The sequence below is a fragment of the Ruegeria sp. BI12 genome (genome assembly GCF_056537985.1).
In genome coordinates this window covers 931143-948301 of sequence record NZ_JBQFSL010000001.1, presented here as the reverse complement: position 1 = coordinate 948301, position 17159 = coordinate 931143, and the positions used below count along the sequence as shown (strand labels likewise).

The window sequence follows — 17159 nt, the reverse complement described above, 5'->3', positions numbered from 1 at the left end:
GTAAACGGGCGGTCAAAACCGCCCGTATGGTTACACCGAATTCAAGTCGCAGGGGCAAGGCGCTGACGCAACACTTGTTCAACTTTGTGCAGCGGGTGATTGGTCAGGGTCTTATCGACCTCGGCCACCACTTTGCCCAATACTTCGCTGTGCAACCGCCGACGCAGTAGTCCCAGAACATGCGGGCTGGCCACCAATACCAGACGTTTATAGGCCCCTTTTAGTCCCTTACGGTTCAACAGGTTGGCAACATCCTGCACGAACAAGGTTTTCGCATGGGATTTCCATTTACTCTCTTCCACGGCCGATTTCTGGTTCGGGCCAGTGTCGAAACGACGACCGGCCCGGTCTGTAGGTTTGGCGACTGACCCGTCGCTTTCCTCGACCGATACGACAACCAAATTGGGATCCTCGGCATCTGTGACGTTCTCCATGAACAGCGCCTTTTCCCCATCGGCAATGACGACCCATGTTCCCTGTGCAAGTTCGACCATTGTGTTCTCCTGTTATGGCGGTGAGGCCATTCCTCATGCGTCAGGCACAGCTCACCCGTGACGCGCCAAAGTCATTCAGCGCGTTACCTGACGGTTTTCTTAGTGGTTTGCGGCTCTCTCCCTCCGCATACTTTAGCTAGGTACTGCGGGGCGGCGTACAATAGGTCTCAATTCGAAAGTTGACGTACCGGCAGGTTTTCTCTTATGGCGCCGCATTAGGGTAGCACCGATACTGTTGAATGGCTTTTTTCAACTAAACTCAGCTATACGGTGGATGCCGGCATTCGGCTTTCGCGCCGCCGGGTATTATTCGCGCTTCACGGCCGAAACGGGAAACACTTGCCGAGCATTTCGACACCTCGCAGAAGACGCGAAGAGAATTTGAGCTACCCGCCATCTTTCGGATAAATAAACCCATTCACCGGGTAAGAACTGCCATACTGGCCCGGCCGGGTTTCAACGCGGACCAAGGTCCAATCATTGTGTTTGGATACGTCCGTGACGCCCATTTTCAATGATACCTTGTTTCGATGCCAGTTGGCGTGATTCACGACAATTGTCCGATCCGTGACAATTTTGGACACGACCGCCACATGGCCCAAAGGCATTCCCCGGGTTGCACGAAACGACATAACCGCACCGACAGCTGGTTCATTGCCCCGTTCAAAAGTACTGCGCGCTTTGCCCCACCAATCCTTGGCATTACCGCGAATTTGGATGCCGCTGAGGTTCCTTGCGTAGGGCACACACCACACCCTTTGCCCACGGGCTTGCTTTTGCGCGACCTCGCGTAAAGCCATCGACTGACGTTCCGGATTAAGGTCTGCATCAGTTGACCTCTCGGCGCAAGCAGACAAAAGACTGAACACCCCAATCGCAATCGCGGTTCGGGCTGTACCGGACAGGCGCGGCCAAATCGTATTTGTTTTGCGGGCGCTGTTTTCCAAGAGGCTTCAGTGTTGTTTCGAAAACTGACGAGGTTCTACGATGATTTGATCTTTAATGAAAAGAGGCCCACCAATTTCGCAGCAATTTATTGCCAGTCCCCTGTGCCATATTTGGCTCAGTGGCTGAGGTGGACGCCGTCCTTTCACAATTGCTGATAAACGCCGCGCCCGAATAAGAATGCGTCGCTGAATGTACAGTAGTCAGTCACTGCAATTTGCAAAACGCAGCATCGACACCAAAAACAAGCATCAAAATACAAAAAAGGCCTGCCAGCGTTGACGCCAGCAGGCCCTTTAAAAACCCAAATCGGGATTACGATTACATCCGCGATGCAACGTTTTCCCAGTTTACCAGATTGTCGAGGAAGTTCGACAGGTAAGCTGGACGCTTGTTGCGGAAATCGATGTAGTAGCTGTGCTCCCACACGTCGCAACCCAGCAGCGCGGTCTGACCGAAGCACAGCGGGTTCACGCCGTTCTCGGTTTTGGTCACGGCCAGCGAGCCGTCCGCGTTCTTGACCAGCCACGCCCAGCCCGAGCCGAACTGACCGGCACCAGCAGCGCTGAACTGCGACTTGAATTCGTCAACCGAGCCGAAGCTTTCGGTCAGGGCCTTTTCCAGCTCACCGGGCATGGCGTTGCCACCGGGGCCCATCATTTCCCAGAACTGGTTGTGGTTCCACAGCTGGCTGATGTTGTTGAAGATGCCATTCTGGGCGACAGCGTTTGCGTCATAGGTGCCAACGATGATCTCTTCCAGCGACTTGCCGTCCCACTCGGTGCCGGCGATCAGCTTGTTGCCGTTGTCGACATAGGCCTTGTGGTGCAGGTCGTGGTGATATTCCAGTGTTTCCGCGGACATACCCTTGGCTGCCAGCGCGTCATGTGCATAAGGAAGATCAGGAAGTTCAAAAGCCATATCGGCCCCCTGTTTAAAATGTAAGTTGCGGTTCCCAAGGTTAAATGCTTTGGCAGCCGCCGCAGGTCAAGAGCCGAGACAAGAAAACCCGGAGGCAGGCGATGCTTACACAGGCGCGCAAGATGTTTTACCGCGCCCGCGGATACTATGCGGGCCAGTTGAATGGCGAGCCGTTTCGACTGGACCCTTATCATTCGAAATTCTGGCGCAAGGCATCGGAAGGTCGATGGGAACCTGAAACCTTCGGAGTGCTTGACCAGTATCTGTCACCGGACAGCGACTATCTGGACATCGGCGCCTGGATTGGACCAACGGTGCTGTACGGAGCCCGCAAGGCACGGCATGTCTGGTGTTTCGAACCGGACCCCACAGCGTATCGGCATCTTGCGTGGAATCTGGATCTCAACGGCATTGACAACGTTTCGGCCTTTGGCGTGGCGCTATCAGATCGGTTCGGAGTAGCCCGCATGGCGTCAGTGAGGGGAGAACCGGGGGATTCCACCAGTTCGCTCTTGCATGACGGCGCGCATGGTAGCGACGCTTTGACCATTGCTTGGAGCCAGTTCGAGGCGGCGAGTGATCTCACCAACGTCTCACTGGTCAAAGTGGACATCGAGGGGGCCGAGTTCATGGTTCTGCCAAGTTTGCTGCCATGGTTACAAAAACAACGTCCAGCATTGTATCTGTCGCTGCATTCGCCGCTCCTCGGCGAAGACAAAGCTTTCCGTTACACTGAATCCCTTTTGGACAGCCTCTCATTTTATACAAATGCCATGGATGAAAAGGGGCGGCCTCTCGACCTGCAGACGTTGCTGCAACCCGACGCCTTAAAGCGCTACCATACAGTTTTGTTATCGCGCTAAATTATTCTTACGCATTCCTGGATCTAGCGCGAAATTCTACTTGTGTTTTCCACCTGAGATTGCTGAAAACAGGTGGCTGGATTTACTGGATTGAGAATAAATGAAACTACGTTTCTTAATGTTTGCCGCTGCTTCAGTTTTTGCTCAGGCGGCTTTGGCTGACGGCACCACCTATCATTGCAAAGTGAAAGGAAGGGATGGTTGGATCGCTCCTGAATACCAATTCCGCATAGATCCTTCCGCGCAAACCGCTCAGGTTGTCAGCGGGTATCACGACTGGATGGATGCCAGCCTGAGCGTCCGTGGCAATGACACCTATCGCGTCATATGGAATGTCACCCTCCAAAGCTCGGAAGGTCAAGATTTTCGGATGCGCTACCAAGCCAATCTGGATCCCGCAAAGAACAAAATCAAAGTTCGCGGCAGCTTCGTCAATGTCAGCGCTGCAAACAAACCTTACGGCACAGGCAACTGCGCTATTGTAAAATAAAAAAAGCCCCGGTCTTCCCGGGGCTTTTTTGTTCGGAGGTTAGTAGACCCCAACCTCACTGCCCGGCTGCGCAGCAACCTTAAGCAGTTTGAATACATAGTCCGCAGCAGATCGGAAACAGACCACACGGAAAGTCTGATCATCGTCCATCCAGAACGCCCCGGCCACCTGCGCCAGCCGTGAACGGCGGATTTGTCCGGGCTGGAACGCCTCAGCCGATAACTCGACCGGGGCGAGTTTGCCCAGCACCTCACGGGCTTTCACGCCAGAGATTTGGAAAACCGCCCGGGCGTCCGAAACGTTGACGGCCAACGCGTGTGTCCCGCTGAGCGCTTTGGTCATTGCGGCCAGTTTGGCCTCGACATCGGCGTAGGGAACAAGCACCAACAATTCATCGGTGGACATCCAGCAAACGCCGGTCTGACCATCGACCAGGGCCTCACGCTGGCCGGGCATTTTCTGCCCGGTGGCGTCTTTTACCGCTTTGGCTAACACCTTATCGGACAGGTCGCCGCGCAAAGTGATCATGCCCTGCAGGCCGGTTTCTTCGACTGTGGCGATGCCGTCATAGCTGGCGTGATTCAGTGCGCTGATCGGTTCAGACATTCTGCTTCTCCCCGTCCTTGTCGTAGAAGATCGGGTCCACGATCTTAGCTTTGTAGGTTTTGCCATCGGTGCCCGGGAACTCGACAATCTCGCCCATCCGGTCCGGACCATGTTTGATCAGCCCCATGGCGATGCCTTTTCCGAGGTTGGCCGAGTAATATGTCGAGGTCACACGCCCGATCATGTTGCGCTGACCGTTGGCGTTGACGCCCTCGCCGACTGCGTAAGCACCGTCGGGTATGACAGAACCATCCACAGTCTCGAGACCGACCAGTTTCCAGCGGTCCGGATCGGCCATATGGCTGCGTGAATGGGCGCGTTTACCGAGGTAGTCCTCTTTCTTCTTCGAGAGCGCCCAGTGCAGCCCCAGATCCTGCGGGATCACGGTGCCGTCAGTCTCGTCCCCGATCATGATAAAGCCCTTCTCGGCCCGCAGGATGTGCAGACATTCGGTGCCGTATGGCATGACACCGAATTCCTTACCTGCATCCATCAATGCATCCCAGAATGCCTGACCCTGGCTGGCGGGAACCGCAATTTCATACGACAGCTCACCCGAGAACGAGATGCGGTAGGCCCGGCAATCGAAATCACCGATCTTACCGTCGCGCCATTCCATAAATGGCAGCGCCTCTTTGCTGACATCCATGCCGCCCAACTTTTCCAGCACCTTGCGGGCGTTGGGGCCGACCACGGCGACCTGAGCGTATTGCTCGGTCACGTTGGCAACGTAGACTTTCCAGTCCCACCATTCGGTTTGCAGCCATTCTTCCATATGACCGTGGATGCGTTCCGCTCCGCCGGTGGTTGTGTGACACAGCCAGGTGTCCTCGTCGATGCGAGCAACAACACCGTCGTCGATCAGGAAACCGTTTTCCGAGCACATCAGGCCATAGCGGCATTTGCCGACCTTCAGCGTGGACATCATGTTGGTGTACATCATGTCCAGAAACTTGCCGGCATCCGGGCCTTTGACGATCAGTTTGCCCAGCGTCGACGCGTCCAGCAGACCAAGGTTTTCGCGGGTATTCTTGACCTCGCGGTTTACTGCGTCATGCACGGATTCACCGGGGCGCACATAGGCGTAGGTCCGGCGCCAGTGGCCGACCGGTTCCCAATCCGCGCCGTTCTTATCGTGCCAGTCATGCATCGGCGTTTGACGGATCGGTTGGAACACGTCGCCACGCGCTTCGCCGCCAATCGCACCCATCGAAATGGGCGTGTATGGCGGACGGAACGTCGTGGTGCCCACCTTCGGAATTTCCGATTCCAGGGCATCAGCAAGAATCGCCAGCCCGTTGATATTGCTCAACTTACCCTGGTCTGTCGCCATACCCAGTGTAGTGTATCGCTTAGTATGCTCGACGCTTTCATAGCCTTCGCGCGCGGCCAGTTGCACGTCAGAGACTTTTACGTCGTTCTGGAAGTCCAGCCAGGATTTCATGCGTAACTGCACTTCGGCATTGGCGGGCATCAGCCAGACCGCTTGCATAGCTGCCTCTTGCGTGGCCTCACCAGCCGGAGCCTTGGTGTTCTTTGGCTTGAAGCCAGCTGCTTTGGCGGCCGCTTTGCCCGCAGCGTGCGCGTCCGTCAGAACATCGCCCAATGCCAGAGGGCCATTAGACGCTCCGGCAGCCACAACAAATCCTTCACCGTTCGCCCCCAGTGGTGGCCGCGCCGGATCAGGGCGGAAATGCGCGTGCGCCTCGTCCCAAATCAGCTTGCCTCCGCAATGCGACCACATGTGAACAACCGGGGACCAACCGCCAGACATGGCAACCGCATCGCACTCAACTTCTTCGCGAGCGCCACCGATGCCTTCCTGATTGCAGATCGCAACCTTCTTGACGCGCTTACCGCCTTTGACTTTGGCAATAGCCTTTCCGGGATCAACCCGAATGCCTAGCTGTCGCGCCTCTTCCGCCAAAGGCCCGGCAGCCGCGCGCGCATCGACCACACGCAGTACATCAACGCCTGCCTGTTTTAGGATAATTGCGGTGCGGTATGCGTCGTCATTGTTGGTCGCAACGATCACTCGCTCGCCCGGGGTTACGCCCCAGTTCACCACATAGTCCCGCATAGCCGCAGCCAGCATGACGCCCGGCACATCATTGCCCGCAAATGACAGCGGGCGTTCGATTGCACCCGTCGCGGTGACAACCTGCTTGGCCCGAATACGCCACAAGCGATGGCGCGGACCTTGTGAGCCCGGCTTGTGGTCATTCAGACGCTCGTAACCCAGAACGTATCCGTGGTCGTAGACACCCGCGCCCATGCAGCGGTTACGCATGGTTACGTTGCTCATTGTTTCCAATTTGGAAACCATTTGTTCCACGAACTTATCCACAGGCTCATCGTTGATGGTCCCACCATCCACCGGAGCGCGCCCACCCCAATGTGCGGTCTGCTCGATCAGCAGAACCTTGGCACCGGACTCAGCTGCCGTCATGGCCGCTTGCAATCCGGCGACCCCGCCGCCGATCACCAAAACATCGGTGAAGGCGTAGAAGTGTTCGTAAGTGTCTGCGTCGCGGTTGTCCTTGTCGGGCGCTTTACCCAGACCAGCCGATTGACGAATGATCGGTTCGTAGACGTGTTTCCAGAATGGCTTGGGATGGATGAACGTCTTGTAGTAGAAACCGGCAGGCAGGAACCGCGCCAACGCGGTGTTCACCGCGCCAATGTCGAATTCAAGGTTCGGCCAGTGGTTCTGCGACACCGAAGTCAGACCATTGAACAGTTCGGTCGTGGTGGCGCGCTGGTTCGGCTCGAACCGGTTGCCCTGCCCCAGACCGACCAATGCGTTCGGCTCTTCCGCGCCGCTGGCGACGACGCCGCGCGGACGGTGATACTTGAACGACCGGCCCATCATCATCTGATCGTTGGCCAGCAGGGCTGAGGCAAGCGTGTCCCCCTCGTACCCCTGCATCGAGGTGCCGTTGAAGGTGAAGGTGACCTGTTTCGACCGGTCAATCAGCCGGCCTTGTTTTGCGAGACGGGTGCTCATGTTGCGGACCTTTCGCAGGCGGAATTATGGATGGCGGCGCGGATCATTCGTAGTCTCTCCACTTCCAGCCAGGGCGCTTTGCAGTGATCGCGTCCTTGATTTCTTGCGGTAGCTCAGTGGTCTGGGCGGAATACGTCCCGAACACCTCAAGCGTTTGCGTGCAGCGTGCGGCGTGGAACCACTTGCCGCAGCCGTTGCTGTGGCGCCAGCGTTCGAAATGAACGCCTCTGGGGTTTTCCCGCATGAACAGGTAGTCGTGAAATTCGTTATCCGACGAACCGGGACCAAAGCGCTTCAGATGCGCCTCGCCACCTGCGGCCAGTTCGGTTTCTTCGGCGTCCACGCCGCAGTAAGGGCAATTCAGGATCAACATGTGATCATCCTTTTGGCGGTCGGTCGGCAGTTTGGCCAACCAGAATTCGAAACAATGGCACTCATGGGTCCGACCCTCAGTGCGCCACGCCTGCGGCGACGCTTTCGTCGATGAAGCGGCCCTCTTTGAAACGGTCCAGTGTGAAGGCTTCGGTCAACGGTGAATGACCAGTTGCCATCAGCTGTGCCATGCCCCAGCCCGAGCCCGGAATAGCCTTGAAACCACCGGTGCCCCAACCGCAGTTGATAAAGCAGCCGCCCAACGGCGTTTTTGACAGGATCGGAGACCGGTCGCCGGTCATATCCACAATACCGCCCCACTGACGCAGCATCTTCAGACGCGAGATCATCGGGAAGGTCTCGACCAGCGCGCGGACAGTTTCTTCGATATGGTGGAACGAACCGCGCTGGGTGTAGTTGTTGAACCCGTCAGTACCGCCGCCGATCACCATCTCGCCCTTGTCGGATTGCGACATGTAGCCGTGCACGGTGTTGGCCATCACGACCACATCCATGCAGGGTTTGATCGGCTCGGAGACCAGCGCCTGCAGCGCAATCGCCTCAAGCGGCAGGCGGAAGCCCGCCATCTCGGCCAACTGACCAGAGTGACCAGCCACGACGATGCCCAGCTTGTCACAGTCGATTGAGCCCTTGGTGGTGTCGACACCGACGACGCGGCCATTGTCAGAGCGGACACCGGTGACTTCGCACTGCTGGATGATGTCCATGCCCATCGCGGAACAGGCTCGGGCATAGCCCCACGCCACGGCGTCGTGACGCGCGGTACCACCGCGTTCCTGCCACAATGCGCCCAAAACCGGATAGCGCGGGCCGTCGATGTTGATGATCGGCACCAGTTCCTTGACGCGTTCGGGTGTGATCCACTCGGTCTGAACCCCTTGCAACGCATTCGCGTGCGCCGTGCGCTGATAGCCGCGAATTTCATGCTGGGTCTGGGCCAGCATCATAACGCCACGAGGGCTGAACATGATGTTATAGTTCAGGTCCTGGCTCAGGTCTTCGTAGAGGCCTCGCGCTTTTTCATAGATAGCTGCCGAAGGATCCTGCAAATAATTCGAGCGGATGATGGTTGTGTTCCGGCCGGTGTTGCCGCCGCCCAGCCAGCCTTTTTCGATCACGGCGACATTCTGGATGCCGTAGTTCTTGCCAAGATAGTACGCTGTGGCCAGACCATGACCGCCAGCACCGACGATGATCACGTCATATTTCTTCTTGGGTTCGGGCGAACGCCAGGCGCGTTCCCATCCGGTGTGATAGCGCAGCGCTTCGCGCGCCACAGCAAAGGCTGAATAGTGTTTCATAGGCGAATCCATCCGGTTCGGTGATTGGGCGAAGATATGCCGCGTAACGGCAACTTGCCCCTGCCGTTCAACGCCGTAATATCGCACTATTGCGACATAGGCCCCATTATTGCGACATGAAGGCGACCAGCGGCCATTTGTCCCTTTTGTCGGCCCGCCGAGAGGTCTAAGTCAGGGCAGCCAAATCGGAGAAGCCATGTCGTTCTGGGTCCTGATCATCCTAACCGCTGCCGTAACTGCAGTGGTCTTGGGCTATTCCATCCTGCGAACGCGCGACACACGCGAACCCGCAGCGGCTTATGACCTGCGTGTGTATCGCGAGCAACTGGCGGGCGTAGACAAGGATCTGGCCCGAGGTGTCATTGGCGAAGCCGATGCGGAACGAGTGCGTACAGAAATCTCGCGTCGAATTCTTGCGGCAGACGCCCAGATGCAGGCACAGGCCAGCCGACCGGGACCACCACGATGGGCCTCTGCCACGGCAATCGCTGCCGTGGGGCTTGTTCTTGTTGGCGGCGCCGCCTGGATGTACGACCGGATGGGTGCGGCTGGACTGCCGGATCAACCTCTGTCGCTGCGCATAGAGCGGGCAGAAACCTTGCGCGCCGAACGCCCCAGCCAGGCCGAATTCGAAGCCACCACCGCGCCAGCTCCCCTGCCTCAGCTGGAAGAGAGCTACGCGGCACTTTTGGAACAACTGCGTGAAACCGTCGAGGCGCGTCCCGACGACCTGCAAGGCCATATTCTGCTGGCGCAGCACGAGGCGAACGCAGGCAATTTTCCTGCCGCATACAAGGCGCAGCAGCGGGTGATCGAACTGTCCGGCGACGAAGTCCCTGCAGACGCTTATTCGCATCTTGCCGAAATGATGATCCTGTCGGCGGGTGGATATGTGTCACCCGAAGCCGAAACCGCATTGCGCGAAGCATTAAAACGCGATCCACGCCATGGCCCGGCACTGTACTACCTGGGCCAGATGATGGTGCAAGTCGGGCGTCCCGACATCGGTTATCGCATCTGGACAGACGCGTTGCGTAATGCGCCAGCCGGAGCTCCGTGGGTCGACGCAATTCTCACGCAACTGGATGAACTGGCGTTTCGCGCTGGCGTGTTCAACGCGCCCGAGATGTCAGCTCCTGCTGGGCCTGGCCCAAGTCAGGACGACATCGAGGCTGCCGAGGCGCTTACCCCGGAAGAAAGGCAAGAGATGATCCGCGGCATGGTCAACCAGCTTTCGGACCGGCTGGCCACCGAAGGGGGCGCGCCCGAGGATTGGGCCCGTCTGATCGCCGCTTTGGGCGTTCTGGGCGAAGGACAGCGCGCCATCGACATCAGAAACGAAGCCATGGCAGTCTTTGCCGACAATGCCGATGCCCTTGCAATCATCGACGCCGCCGCGCTTCAGGCAGGTATCGCACAATGATCCATGACGAATTCGAAGACTTCGCCGCCGCATTGCCGCCCATGACGGCGCTTATCGGATTAGATTTGGGTGAAAAAACAATCGGTGTCGCCGTGTCCGACCGGATGCGCGGTGTGGCAACTCCCCTCGAGACGGTACGGCGCAAGAAATTCACACTGGATTCTGCCCGACTTCTGGAAATCATCGCGGACCGCGAGATCAGCGGCGTCGTACTCGGCCTGCCCAGAAACATGGACGGAACCGAAGGTCCCCGCTGTCAATCGACCCGTGCATTTGCCCGAAACCTGTCGCGCCTGACCGAGGTTTCCATAGGCTTTTGGGACGAACGGCTTAGCACTGTTGCGGCGGAAAAGGCACTGCTTGAGGCGGATACGACACGAAAACGTCGCGGACAGGTTATCGATCACGTCGCAGCCGGCTATATTCTGCAAGGAGCGCTGGATAGGCTGCGCTTTCTGTGAGGGAAACGGGGTACACCGATGACAAACATGGTCTGGAAAAGGAACGAGGTCGAAAGCCCTTGCATCCAGATATGCGTCGTGCACCCGACCGAACGCATCTGTACCGGCTGTTATCGCACCATTGATGAGATCACGCGCTGGTCGAAAATGGACAGCGACGAGCGGGCTGAAATCATGGAAGACTTGCCCACACGCAAGCCACGCCTTGCCAAACGGCGCGGCGGACGTGCAGCGCGCATGAATAAATCCTGATGTTCATTTGTGATTTTTAAGCTGAATTCGCGCCGCTGCGGGTTGGTCTGAACTCCGAGGGGGGATCAAGTTCGAAGACAAGCGTAAGTGAGTGGCAACCCACAGCGGCGCTCTTCAGCATAAATGATCTCCCGATGTGGTCAGGCGGAAGAACAACACATGTGTAAGCTTTTTTTGACCGGCCGATCAAGAAAAAATAAACAGCCGGCAAATTTACCTGACGTAATGGTAAAGCCAGATGAAATCTGCCGCCTTGATCATGGTCGCGCTATCCGGCTGCAAGCCAGGATTTTGCGTTCTCAAATTCCTCTGAAGGAAAGAACTGTGTGCGGGCACCCAGAACGTGACTGGCGACACGCTGCGCCATGTGCTGCCAGGATTTGTCTCCGACGATGGCCGCGCGATCCAGCAGTCCCACATGTCCTCGGGCCAGACGGAAATGTGCGGCCAATGCCGTCAGTCCCTGCCAACCGTCGAACTCGCGTAGGTCGATCAAAAGGCGGAATCCGTTTTTTGAACTCAATAAGGAATCCAGATCCCGTTCTGCCTGCTGGTATTCTTCGGGGTCCAGCTTGCCCATCAGGCTGATCTGCACACAGGGTCCGCCCAAATCGGTGACGTGGATGGCTCCCAAGGATTCGCGCATCCAACGGCGCGCGACTTCAAGCTCTGCCAATTCGAACACGTGAACAGGACAAGGCAGGATAGGCGCCGCCAAACGAATGCTCGTCTGCACCCAGCCCTGATCGGCTGCAACAGCGATACGGTCAAAACCGCGCCAGTGGCTGAGCCCCAGCTTGGTATCGGACCAAGCGGCCCCAAGATCATAGCCTTTGAACTCTGGCTGCACGATCGCCAACAGGCGCACCGCATCATGAGCCTCAAGCGCCGCTTCTATCGCGGGGACCAATGTCTCGCTGTAGTCCTTGCTCGTCACTTCGCCGGACAGCTCGACCTCGATCTGGGCCCCATCAGAATCCGTGTGAACCGTAATCATCGAAAATCTCCAAACCTGAATAATGGCAACAGGTTAGGGGGATTCGATCCACTCGGCTACTCCCCCGGCGAATTCGGGGCGAAAATAGGCGATCATCCGTCCATCCGGGCCAGCGGTCGCACCCTCGGCCCAAGGCGCGACGCCGTGCAGGCAGTGGCGATGCAGCAGATAGGATTCGCCCGGTTTTGCTGGCAGCTCGATGCGATGGCAGGTCTCAAACACCTCGCGACGGGCCGCCTGATATATGTCGGTTACGTCGATCTGGTGAAGGCTGTCCTTGGGTAGGCCTTTCATCGCTTGTGCGAATGCAGCGCCCAGTATCTGGTGGCTGCCCTCCCACAGAACCATCGGCGCGGCATCCGCGCTGGCCTCGGTCAGAGGGATGCCAAGAATCCACGCGTGCGGTTCATCCACCCGGCGTCGACGATCCGGCCCCATGGGGCGCAATCCGTCGACATGCGCCGCATCACGGCTTCGCCGGTATCTGGTGGCCGCTTCACCCTCGCCGCGACGTGGGCGGGGGTAACCGGGGTAAACGACCGAGACCTGCCCTTTGTGCAGAGGCAACCGCCCGTAGTGTTCAGAGATAAAGTCCATAGCCTGACCCGACAAAACATCCGATCGCGCCACCCTGCCCTCTGGATCATTGTCCAGTGCGTCCACGCCGATGAACCACGTGCCTTCGCAATCCAACCATTCCGCAAAGGTCGGATCTGTGACCGAGGCACTGGCTTGCGGCAAAGCATGTTCCACCCATTGGGCCAGCGTCGGGTCGTACGGAAACCTGATCCAACCTTTGTCCCAAAAAACGCTCACAGCCCCAGCGCCTTACGCAGCATATTCAAGGCAACCAGCGTTAGGAAAACCGCGAACACACGCTTCAACGGCTTGGGATCCATCGCATGCGCCAGCTTTACGCCCCAGGGCGCAGTGATCATTGTCATGGCTACAACAATTGCAAAAGCGATCAGATTGACCGCGCCGATTGTGTACGGAGGGCGGTGTTCAGGCGCGATATCCAGGAACAGAAAACCCAAAACCGAAGGCACCGCGATGATCACACCAAAACCTGCGGCCGTTGCAACCGCCCTGTGAATAGGCGTGTTGAACAGGCTCATCAGCGGCACGCCAAAGCTGCCGCCACCAATGCCCATTAGTACTGACAGAAATCCGACCGAGGGCGACAAAAGCACCCGCTTCACGCCTTTTGGCATCGCGTCGCCAAGCCGCCATTCTGATTTGCCCAAACCCAGATATGCGCCAATGACCATACCCAACACGCCGAACAACGCTTGCAACGCTTCGGTTCGCAGTGCCGAAGCGACCAGCACGCCGACAATGGCCCCCACTGCAATTCCCGGCCCCCAGCTGCGCAGGATATCCCAGTCCACCGCGCCTTTCTTGTTATGCGCCAGGACGGATCGTAGTGATGTGACGATGATGGTAGCCAAAGACGTCGCCAGACACAGCTGCATCAACTGAGGGCCGCCATATCCAAGTGTTTGGAACGCATAGAAAAACGCGGGCACCAAAACGATACCGCCGCCAACACCCAGCAAGCCAGCCAAGACACCGGCCAGCGCCCCGATTACAAGCAAAAGGCCCAGCATCTGGGCCAGCAACATCGTCTCGGGCATCATCCCCCCAAACCGGCCATTTGGCCGTATTCCGTTCTCTTCAAACCTCTGCCAAAGGCGCGATACTGTCCAGAGCTCGCAGCATCACTTCGGAGCCGGCCCCCTCGTGAACCGCCCCCTCGGACAGAGCCCGCCGCCAGGCGCGCGCACCGGGGCGACCGGCGAAAAGACCCAGCATATGACGCGTGATCTGGTGCAGACGCCCACCACCGGCAAGGTGATTTTCGACATAGGGCACCATTTTGTGAACGACATCAACCGGATCAGCCATCCGTCCACCACCGAAAATCAGGGCATCGGCCTCGGCCAGAATATCGGTGGGCTGATGATAAGCGGCGCGGCCAATCATGACCCCGTCCAGCCCGGCATCCAATTGCGCCTTCGCCTGTTTCAGAGACGTAATCCCACCGTTGATCGAAATATGCAGATCCGGGAACGCCCCCTTAATCCGATGCACAAGATCATAGTCCAAGGGCGGGATATCCCTGTTTTCCTTGGGGCTTAGCCCCCGCAGCCAAGCCTTGCGCGCGTGGATTGTTACTCGTCGGCATCCGGCAGCATGAATGGCCTGCAGAAACTCGGGTAGGACCTGTTCGGGATCCTGATCGTCGACACCAATACGGCATTTGACCGTAACCTCGACATCAACGACATCGCGCATCGCGGCAACGCAATCCGCAACGCGGGCGGGGTCATTCATCAACACGGCCCCGAAAGTGCCCGATTGGACCCGATCCGAGGGGCAACCACAATTCAGATTGATCTCATCATAGCCAACTTGTGCACCCAGCCGGGCTGCTTGCGACAATTCCTCTGGGTCTGAACCGCCCAATTGAAGGGCGACGGGGTGTTCTTGCGGACTGTAATCCAACAGATGCAACGCGCCACCGCGCACCAACGCCGGGGCAGTTACCATTTCGGTGTACAGAAGCGCGTTCTGGCTCAACAGCCTGTGCAGAAACCGACAATGCCGGTCTGTCCAGTCCATCATGGGTGCCACGCTGAGACGCGCTGCTCTTTGTACGGTACTTTTCAATTCGTAACCTCAACGCCCCCCAAAAACATGCAGCACGATGTTCCGGATTTTCCGGTTATATCGCCGCGGTTTTGGCGGTTTTTGGATTCAGAGTTGCTTTCGTGTAGCACAACTGAAACCGCAGAACACTGCCCCTTGCAAAGGCTCAAGCCGCGACAGCCGCCACCCTCTCTGAATGGCTGAATTTAAAAGAGAAAACGGTGATAAACCCCCACAAACATTTTGTCGGGGCGATCAGGTTTCCTCGTCGCCGCAACAAATTGGGAACATCTGTGAAAGCGAATCCTTTAGGCAGAACGCGCGCGAATAGTTCGGGTCATGTTCTGGCCAACACGTCCTTGCGGTTCTGCGCCCCGCGCATGACCGCCATAGTTGCCTCGACCCCGGCCAAGGCAGCCACAAGGATCAGCAGCGCAAAACCACCCAATTCCACGATCATCCAACCGGCAATGAGCGGGAAGCCGAAGATACCGATGAAGTACGAAAGTGCGAAGAACTGAAGAGTCTGGGGTAGAAGCTCCTGATCGGCATCATTGGCTGTCATTGCTGCCAGGATCGGATAACTCACTCCGTAACCAATACCGAACAAGAATGCGACGACCAAGTACATCGGAGCATTGCCGCCAATCCCCATGAACAGCACCACGGATCCGAACATCACATATTGCAGGACCGCAATTGTCATATATGGATTGCCGCCGCCTTTGAACTGCGCCAGCACAACCCGAAACAAGACTACTGTAATTGTGTAGACCAGAAAGTAGTCGGCGTAATCCAATCCTCGCTCATCCGCGAAAACAGTCTGAAAGTTGTTCATTCCGGCAAAGACAGACGCACCGAGGCAGACCATGATCACAGGCAACCGCGCGCGCGAACGCATGATTGCGGCGACACTGGCCCGCGACAGGGATGAACGCACTTCAGGGCCGTTGGGTTCGGACAGCATGCGAATGGGCTTGATAAGGGCAAAAAAGACAACCCCAGCCAAAGCGCACAGCGCAGCGGTAACGAAGAATGCAAAATTCACCGACAAGCCGGAATTTTCCATCATAGACGCCATCACCGGTGACAGACCGAACCCCGCCATCAAAGCCACCGACAGAATAGCGAAATAGCGCACCCGTTCGGCGGTCGTTACGAGGCCCGTCAGAACGATAGGGGACAGCGCGTACGTCAGCCCCCAACCAAACCCGATCGCGACGCTGGCGAAAATCAGAAGCACCCCGACGCCATCAGCGAGGCCATAGGCGGTCAGCGCGGCTGCAATAGACAGACAAGCTGTACCCAGCGTGCGTACGCGCCCGAACCTGTCCGACAAATGCCCGGCAAAGTATACAGTGACCAGCGTCGCGATGGTGGTGACGAATAGCATTACGCCAACCATTTTCTCGTTGGCGCCAAAGGTCTCGAACAGGCGCGGCAACATGAAAGTAAGCCCATATGCGCCCGCTTGCAGAAAGCTGGCGGCATAGAACAGGGTGAACATGGTCAGACGATTCATCCAACGCCCTCCTGTTCAACGAGATTGGCACGCTCATGCGCAATCAGGTCCGAGAGTTTGTTGCGTTGTTGACCACTTTCATCGAAGTTTTCTGACGCCAACCACGCTTGGAAACCGCGCTCGACTGGTGGCCATTCACGATCCAAAAGTGCGTACCAAGCGGTGTTCCTGTTGCGTCCTTTGTATGTGATCGCCTGTTGGAACGCGCCTTCAAAACTAAAACCGAAACGCTCTGCCGCTGCACGCGAAGGCGCGTTTAGTGCGTCGCATTTCCATTCCAGTCGGCGATAGCCCAGTTCGGTCATGGCGCGCCGCATCATCAGATAGATCGCCTCGGTCGCAACCCTTGTGCGCTGCAAACTGGGTGCGAAAGTGATGCCGCCGATCTCCATCACGCCATGTTCGGGCTGGATGCGCATAAAGCTTGCAATTCCTGACGCCGTACCGGTTTCCTGATTGACCACGGCGAAATAGGGTTGCGCGTGAACACCGCTTGCACCGTCGGTCCAGGCCCTCAGACTCGAGATCGTGTTGAACGGTCCAATGAAGTTGTAGGTCCAGATTTTGCCCAGGCGATCCTTGCCGAACGCCTCGAAAAGGTCATTCGTATGTGTCAACGGATCCAGCGAGCTCAGACGCGCGTAACGACCGGCCATTTCATTGTGCCCAGGGTGCTGGGCTCCTGACCAATTCGGTAAAGCCATCCCAATCAATTGGCCGTGTTCGTTTTTGCGCACTGACATGGCAGCGTCCTTTCCGGTATTTTCAGTGACCGGATTGTCATGGTTTTGGATGCTTATTAATGTCCAAAAATGAAAAAAATTAGCATACC

General features: G+C 57.3%; 18 protein-coding genes. 5 read left to right on the top strand and 13 right to left on the bottom strand.

Annotation, left to right across the window (positions count from 1 at the left end):
* Window positions 1-41: 41 nt before the first annotated feature.
* The 3 genes from ACR0AK_RS04930 to ACR0AK_RS04920 form a co-directional block, all read right to left on the bottom strand.
* Entirely contained in the window at window positions 42-494 is a 453-nt protein-coding gene (locus ACR0AK_RS04930) for a baeRF12 domain-containing protein (RefSeq protein WP_170564758.1), read from the bottom strand.
* Window positions 495-880: 386 nt separating this feature from the next.
* Complete coding sequence (locus ACR0AK_RS04925) at window positions 881-1294, bottom strand: CHAP domain-containing protein (RefSeq protein ID WP_170564761.1); 414 nt, start codon at window positions 1292-1294, stop codon at window positions 881-883.
* 466 nt (window positions 1295-1760) lie between these two features.
* Window positions 1761-2360, bottom strand: coding sequence for a superoxide dismutase (locus ACR0AK_RS04920; protein WP_113789565.1), 600 nt, complete (start codon window positions 2358-2360; stop codon window positions 1761-1763).
* A gap of 101 nt (window positions 2361-2461) precedes the next feature.
* Between ACR0AK_RS04920 and ACR0AK_RS04915 the strand changes: the two genes are divergently transcribed.
* Entirely contained in the window at window positions 2462-3223 is a 762-nt protein-coding gene (locus ACR0AK_RS04915) for an FkbM family methyltransferase (RefSeq protein ID WP_480792568.1), read from the top strand.
* A 100-nt stretch (window positions 3224-3323) separates the two neighbouring features.
* Complete coding sequence (locus ACR0AK_RS04910; protein WP_480792567.1) at window positions 3324-3713, top strand: hypothetical protein; 390 nt, start codon at window positions 3324-3326, stop codon at window positions 3711-3713.
* A gap of 39 nt (window positions 3714-3752) precedes the next feature.
* On the opposite strand, the gene ACR0AK_RS04905 is transcribed toward ACR0AK_RS04910, so the two are convergent.
* The 4 genes from ACR0AK_RS04905 to ACR0AK_RS04890 all read right to left on the bottom strand — a co-directional run bounded on the left by ACR0AK_RS04905 (window position 3753) and on the right by ACR0AK_RS04890 (window position 9020).
* A complete protein-coding gene (locus ACR0AK_RS04905; protein ID WP_480792566.1) occupies window positions 3753-4319 on the bottom strand; it encodes a sarcosine oxidase subunit gamma in 567 nt (188 codons plus the stop codon).
* Complete coding sequence (locus tag ACR0AK_RS04900) at window positions 4312-7326, bottom strand: sarcosine oxidase subunit alpha family protein (protein ID WP_480792565.1); 3015 nt, start codon at window positions 7324-7326, stop codon at window positions 4312-4314. Before ACR0AK_RS04900 ends, ACR0AK_RS04905 begins: the two co-directional genes overlap by 8 nt.
* Before the next feature lie 43 nt (window positions 7327-7369).
* Window positions 7370-7699 (bottom strand): sarcosine oxidase subunit delta, encoded by a 330-nt coding sequence (locus tag ACR0AK_RS04895; RefSeq protein ID WP_480792564.1) that lies wholly within the window; start codon window positions 7697-7699, stop codon window positions 7370-7372.
* A 76-nt stretch (window positions 7700-7775) separates the two neighbouring features.
* Window positions 7776-9020, bottom strand: a complete 1245-nt coding sequence (locus tag ACR0AK_RS04890; protein WP_170564783.1) for a sarcosine oxidase subunit beta family protein — start codon at window positions 9018-9020, stop codon at window positions 7776-7778.
* Between the two features lie 196 nt (window positions 9021-9216).
* Between ACR0AK_RS04890 and ccmI the strand changes: the two genes are divergently transcribed.
* Genes ccmI through ACR0AK_RS04875 form a run of 3 tightly spaced genes read left to right on the top strand, consistent with a single transcriptional unit; the run spans window position 9217 to window position 11156 of the window.
* On the top strand, window positions 9217-10443 hold the full coding sequence (ccmI, locus tag ACR0AK_RS04885; RefSeq protein WP_480792563.1) for a c-type cytochrome biogenesis protein CcmI: 1227 nt from the start codon (window positions 9217-9219) through the stop codon (window positions 10441-10443).
* Window positions 10440-10904: a Holliday junction resolvase RuvX gene (gene ruvX / locus ACR0AK_RS04880; RefSeq protein ID WP_170414538.1), complete on the top strand. Its 465-nt coding sequence runs from the start codon at window positions 10440-10442 to the stop codon at window positions 10902-10904. Before ccmI ends, ruvX begins: the two co-directional genes overlap by 4 nt.
* Window positions 10905-10922: 18 nt before the next feature.
* Window positions 10923-11156 carry a DUF1289 domain-containing protein gene (locus tag ACR0AK_RS04875; protein ID WP_170564789.1) on the top strand — a complete coding sequence of 78 codons (234 nt, stop codon included), beginning with the start codon at window positions 10923-10925 and terminating at the stop codon, window positions 11154-11156.
* Window positions 11157-11424: 268 nt separating this feature from the next.
* Here ACR0AK_RS04875 and ACR0AK_RS04870 read toward each other — a convergent pair whose 3' ends face one another.
* The 6 genes from ACR0AK_RS04870 to ACR0AK_RS04845 all read right to left on the bottom strand — a co-directional run bounded on the left by ACR0AK_RS04870 (window position 11425) and on the right by ACR0AK_RS04845 (window position 17070).
* Window positions 11425-12153 (bottom strand): SpoIIAA family protein, encoded by a 729-nt coding sequence (locus tag ACR0AK_RS04870; RefSeq protein WP_480792562.1) that lies wholly within the window; start codon window positions 12151-12153, stop codon window positions 11425-11427.
* 33 nt (window positions 12154-12186) lie between these two features.
* A complete protein-coding gene (locus ACR0AK_RS04865; protein ID WP_480792561.1) occupies window positions 12187-12969 on the bottom strand; it encodes a hypothetical protein in 783 nt (260 codons plus the stop codon).
* A complete protein-coding gene (locus ACR0AK_RS04860; protein WP_480792560.1) occupies window positions 12966-13790 on the bottom strand; it encodes a sulfite exporter TauE/SafE family protein in 825 nt (274 codons plus the stop codon). Before ACR0AK_RS04860 ends, ACR0AK_RS04865 begins: the two co-directional genes overlap by 4 nt.
* Window positions 13791-13830: 40 nt before the next feature.
* Window positions 13831-14826, bottom strand: a complete 996-nt coding sequence (gene dusA / locus ACR0AK_RS04855) for a tRNA dihydrouridine(20/20a) synthase DusA (protein WP_480792559.1) — start codon at window positions 14824-14826, stop codon at window positions 13831-13833.
* 316 nt (window positions 14827-15142) lie between these two features.
* Window positions 15143-16327 carry an MFS transporter gene (locus ACR0AK_RS04850; protein WP_480792558.1) on the bottom strand — a complete coding sequence of 395 codons (1185 nt, stop codon included), beginning with the start codon at window positions 16325-16327 and terminating at the stop codon, window positions 15143-15145.
* Window positions 16324-17070 (bottom strand): GNAT family N-acetyltransferase, encoded by a 747-nt coding sequence (locus ACR0AK_RS04845; protein ID WP_480792557.1) that lies wholly within the window; start codon window positions 17068-17070, stop codon window positions 16324-16326. The genes ACR0AK_RS04850 and ACR0AK_RS04845 overlap by 4 nt, the downstream gene beginning before the upstream one ends.
* Window positions 17071-17159 lie beyond the last annotated feature (89 nt).

Coding starts and splice junctions, on each gene's coding strand:
- ACR0AK_RS04875 (WP_170564789.1), top strand. CDS start 10,923: ATGACAAACATGGTCTGGAAAAGGAACGAGGTCGAAAGCCCTTGCATC.
- ACR0AK_RS04910 (WP_480792567.1), top strand. CDS start 3,324: ATGAAACTACGTTTCTTAATGTTTGCCGCTGCTTCAGTTTTTGCTCAG.
- ccmI (WP_480792563.1), top strand. CDS start 9,217: ATGTCGTTCTGGGTCCTGATCATCCTAACCGCTGCCGTAACTGCAGTG.
- ruvX (WP_170414538.1), top strand. CDS start 10,440: ATGATCCATGACGAATTCGAAGACTTCGCCGCCGCATTGCCGCCCATG.
- ACR0AK_RS04925 (WP_170564761.1), bottom strand. CDS start 1,294: ATGGCTTTACGCGAGGTCGCGCAAAAGCAAGCCCGTGGGCAAAGGGTG.
- ACR0AK_RS04920 (WP_113789565.1), bottom strand. CDS start 2,360: ATGGCTTTTGAACTTCCTGATCTTCCTTATGCACATGACGCGCTGGCA.
- ACR0AK_RS04915 (WP_480792568.1), top strand. CDS start 2,462: ATGCTTACACAGGCGCGCAAGATGTTTTACCGCGCCCGCGGATACTAT.
- ACR0AK_RS04850 (WP_480792558.1), bottom strand. CDS start 16,327: ATGAATCGTCTGACCATGTTCACCCTGTTCTATGCCGCCAGCTTTCTG.
- ACR0AK_RS04895 (WP_480792564.1), bottom strand. CDS start 7,699: ATGTTGATCCTGAATTGCCCTTACTGCGGCGTGGACGCCGAAGAAACC.
- ACR0AK_RS04930 (WP_170564758.1), bottom strand. CDS start 494: ATGGTCGAACTTGCACAGGGAACATGGGTCGTCATTGCCGATGGGGAA.
- ACR0AK_RS04860 (WP_480792560.1), bottom strand. CDS start 13,790: ATGCCCGAGACGATGTTGCTGGCCCAGATGCTGGGCCTTTTGCTTGTA.
- ACR0AK_RS04845 (WP_480792557.1), bottom strand. CDS start 17,070: ATGTCAGTGCGCAAAAACGAACACGGCCAATTGATTGGGATGGCTTTA.
- ACR0AK_RS04905 (WP_480792566.1), bottom strand. CDS start 4,319: ATGTCTGAACCGATCAGCGCACTGAATCACGCCAGCTATGACGGCATC.
- ACR0AK_RS04900 (WP_480792565.1), bottom strand. CDS start 7,326: ATGAGCACCCGTCTCGCAAAACAAGGCCGGCTGATTGACCGGTCGAAA.
- ACR0AK_RS04870 (WP_480792562.1), bottom strand. CDS start 12,153: ATGATTACGGTTCACACGGATTCTGATGGGGCCCAGATCGAGGTCGAG.
- ACR0AK_RS04890 (WP_170564783.1), bottom strand. CDS start 9,020: ATGAAACACTATTCAGCCTTTGCTGTGGCGCGCGAAGCGCTGCGCTAT.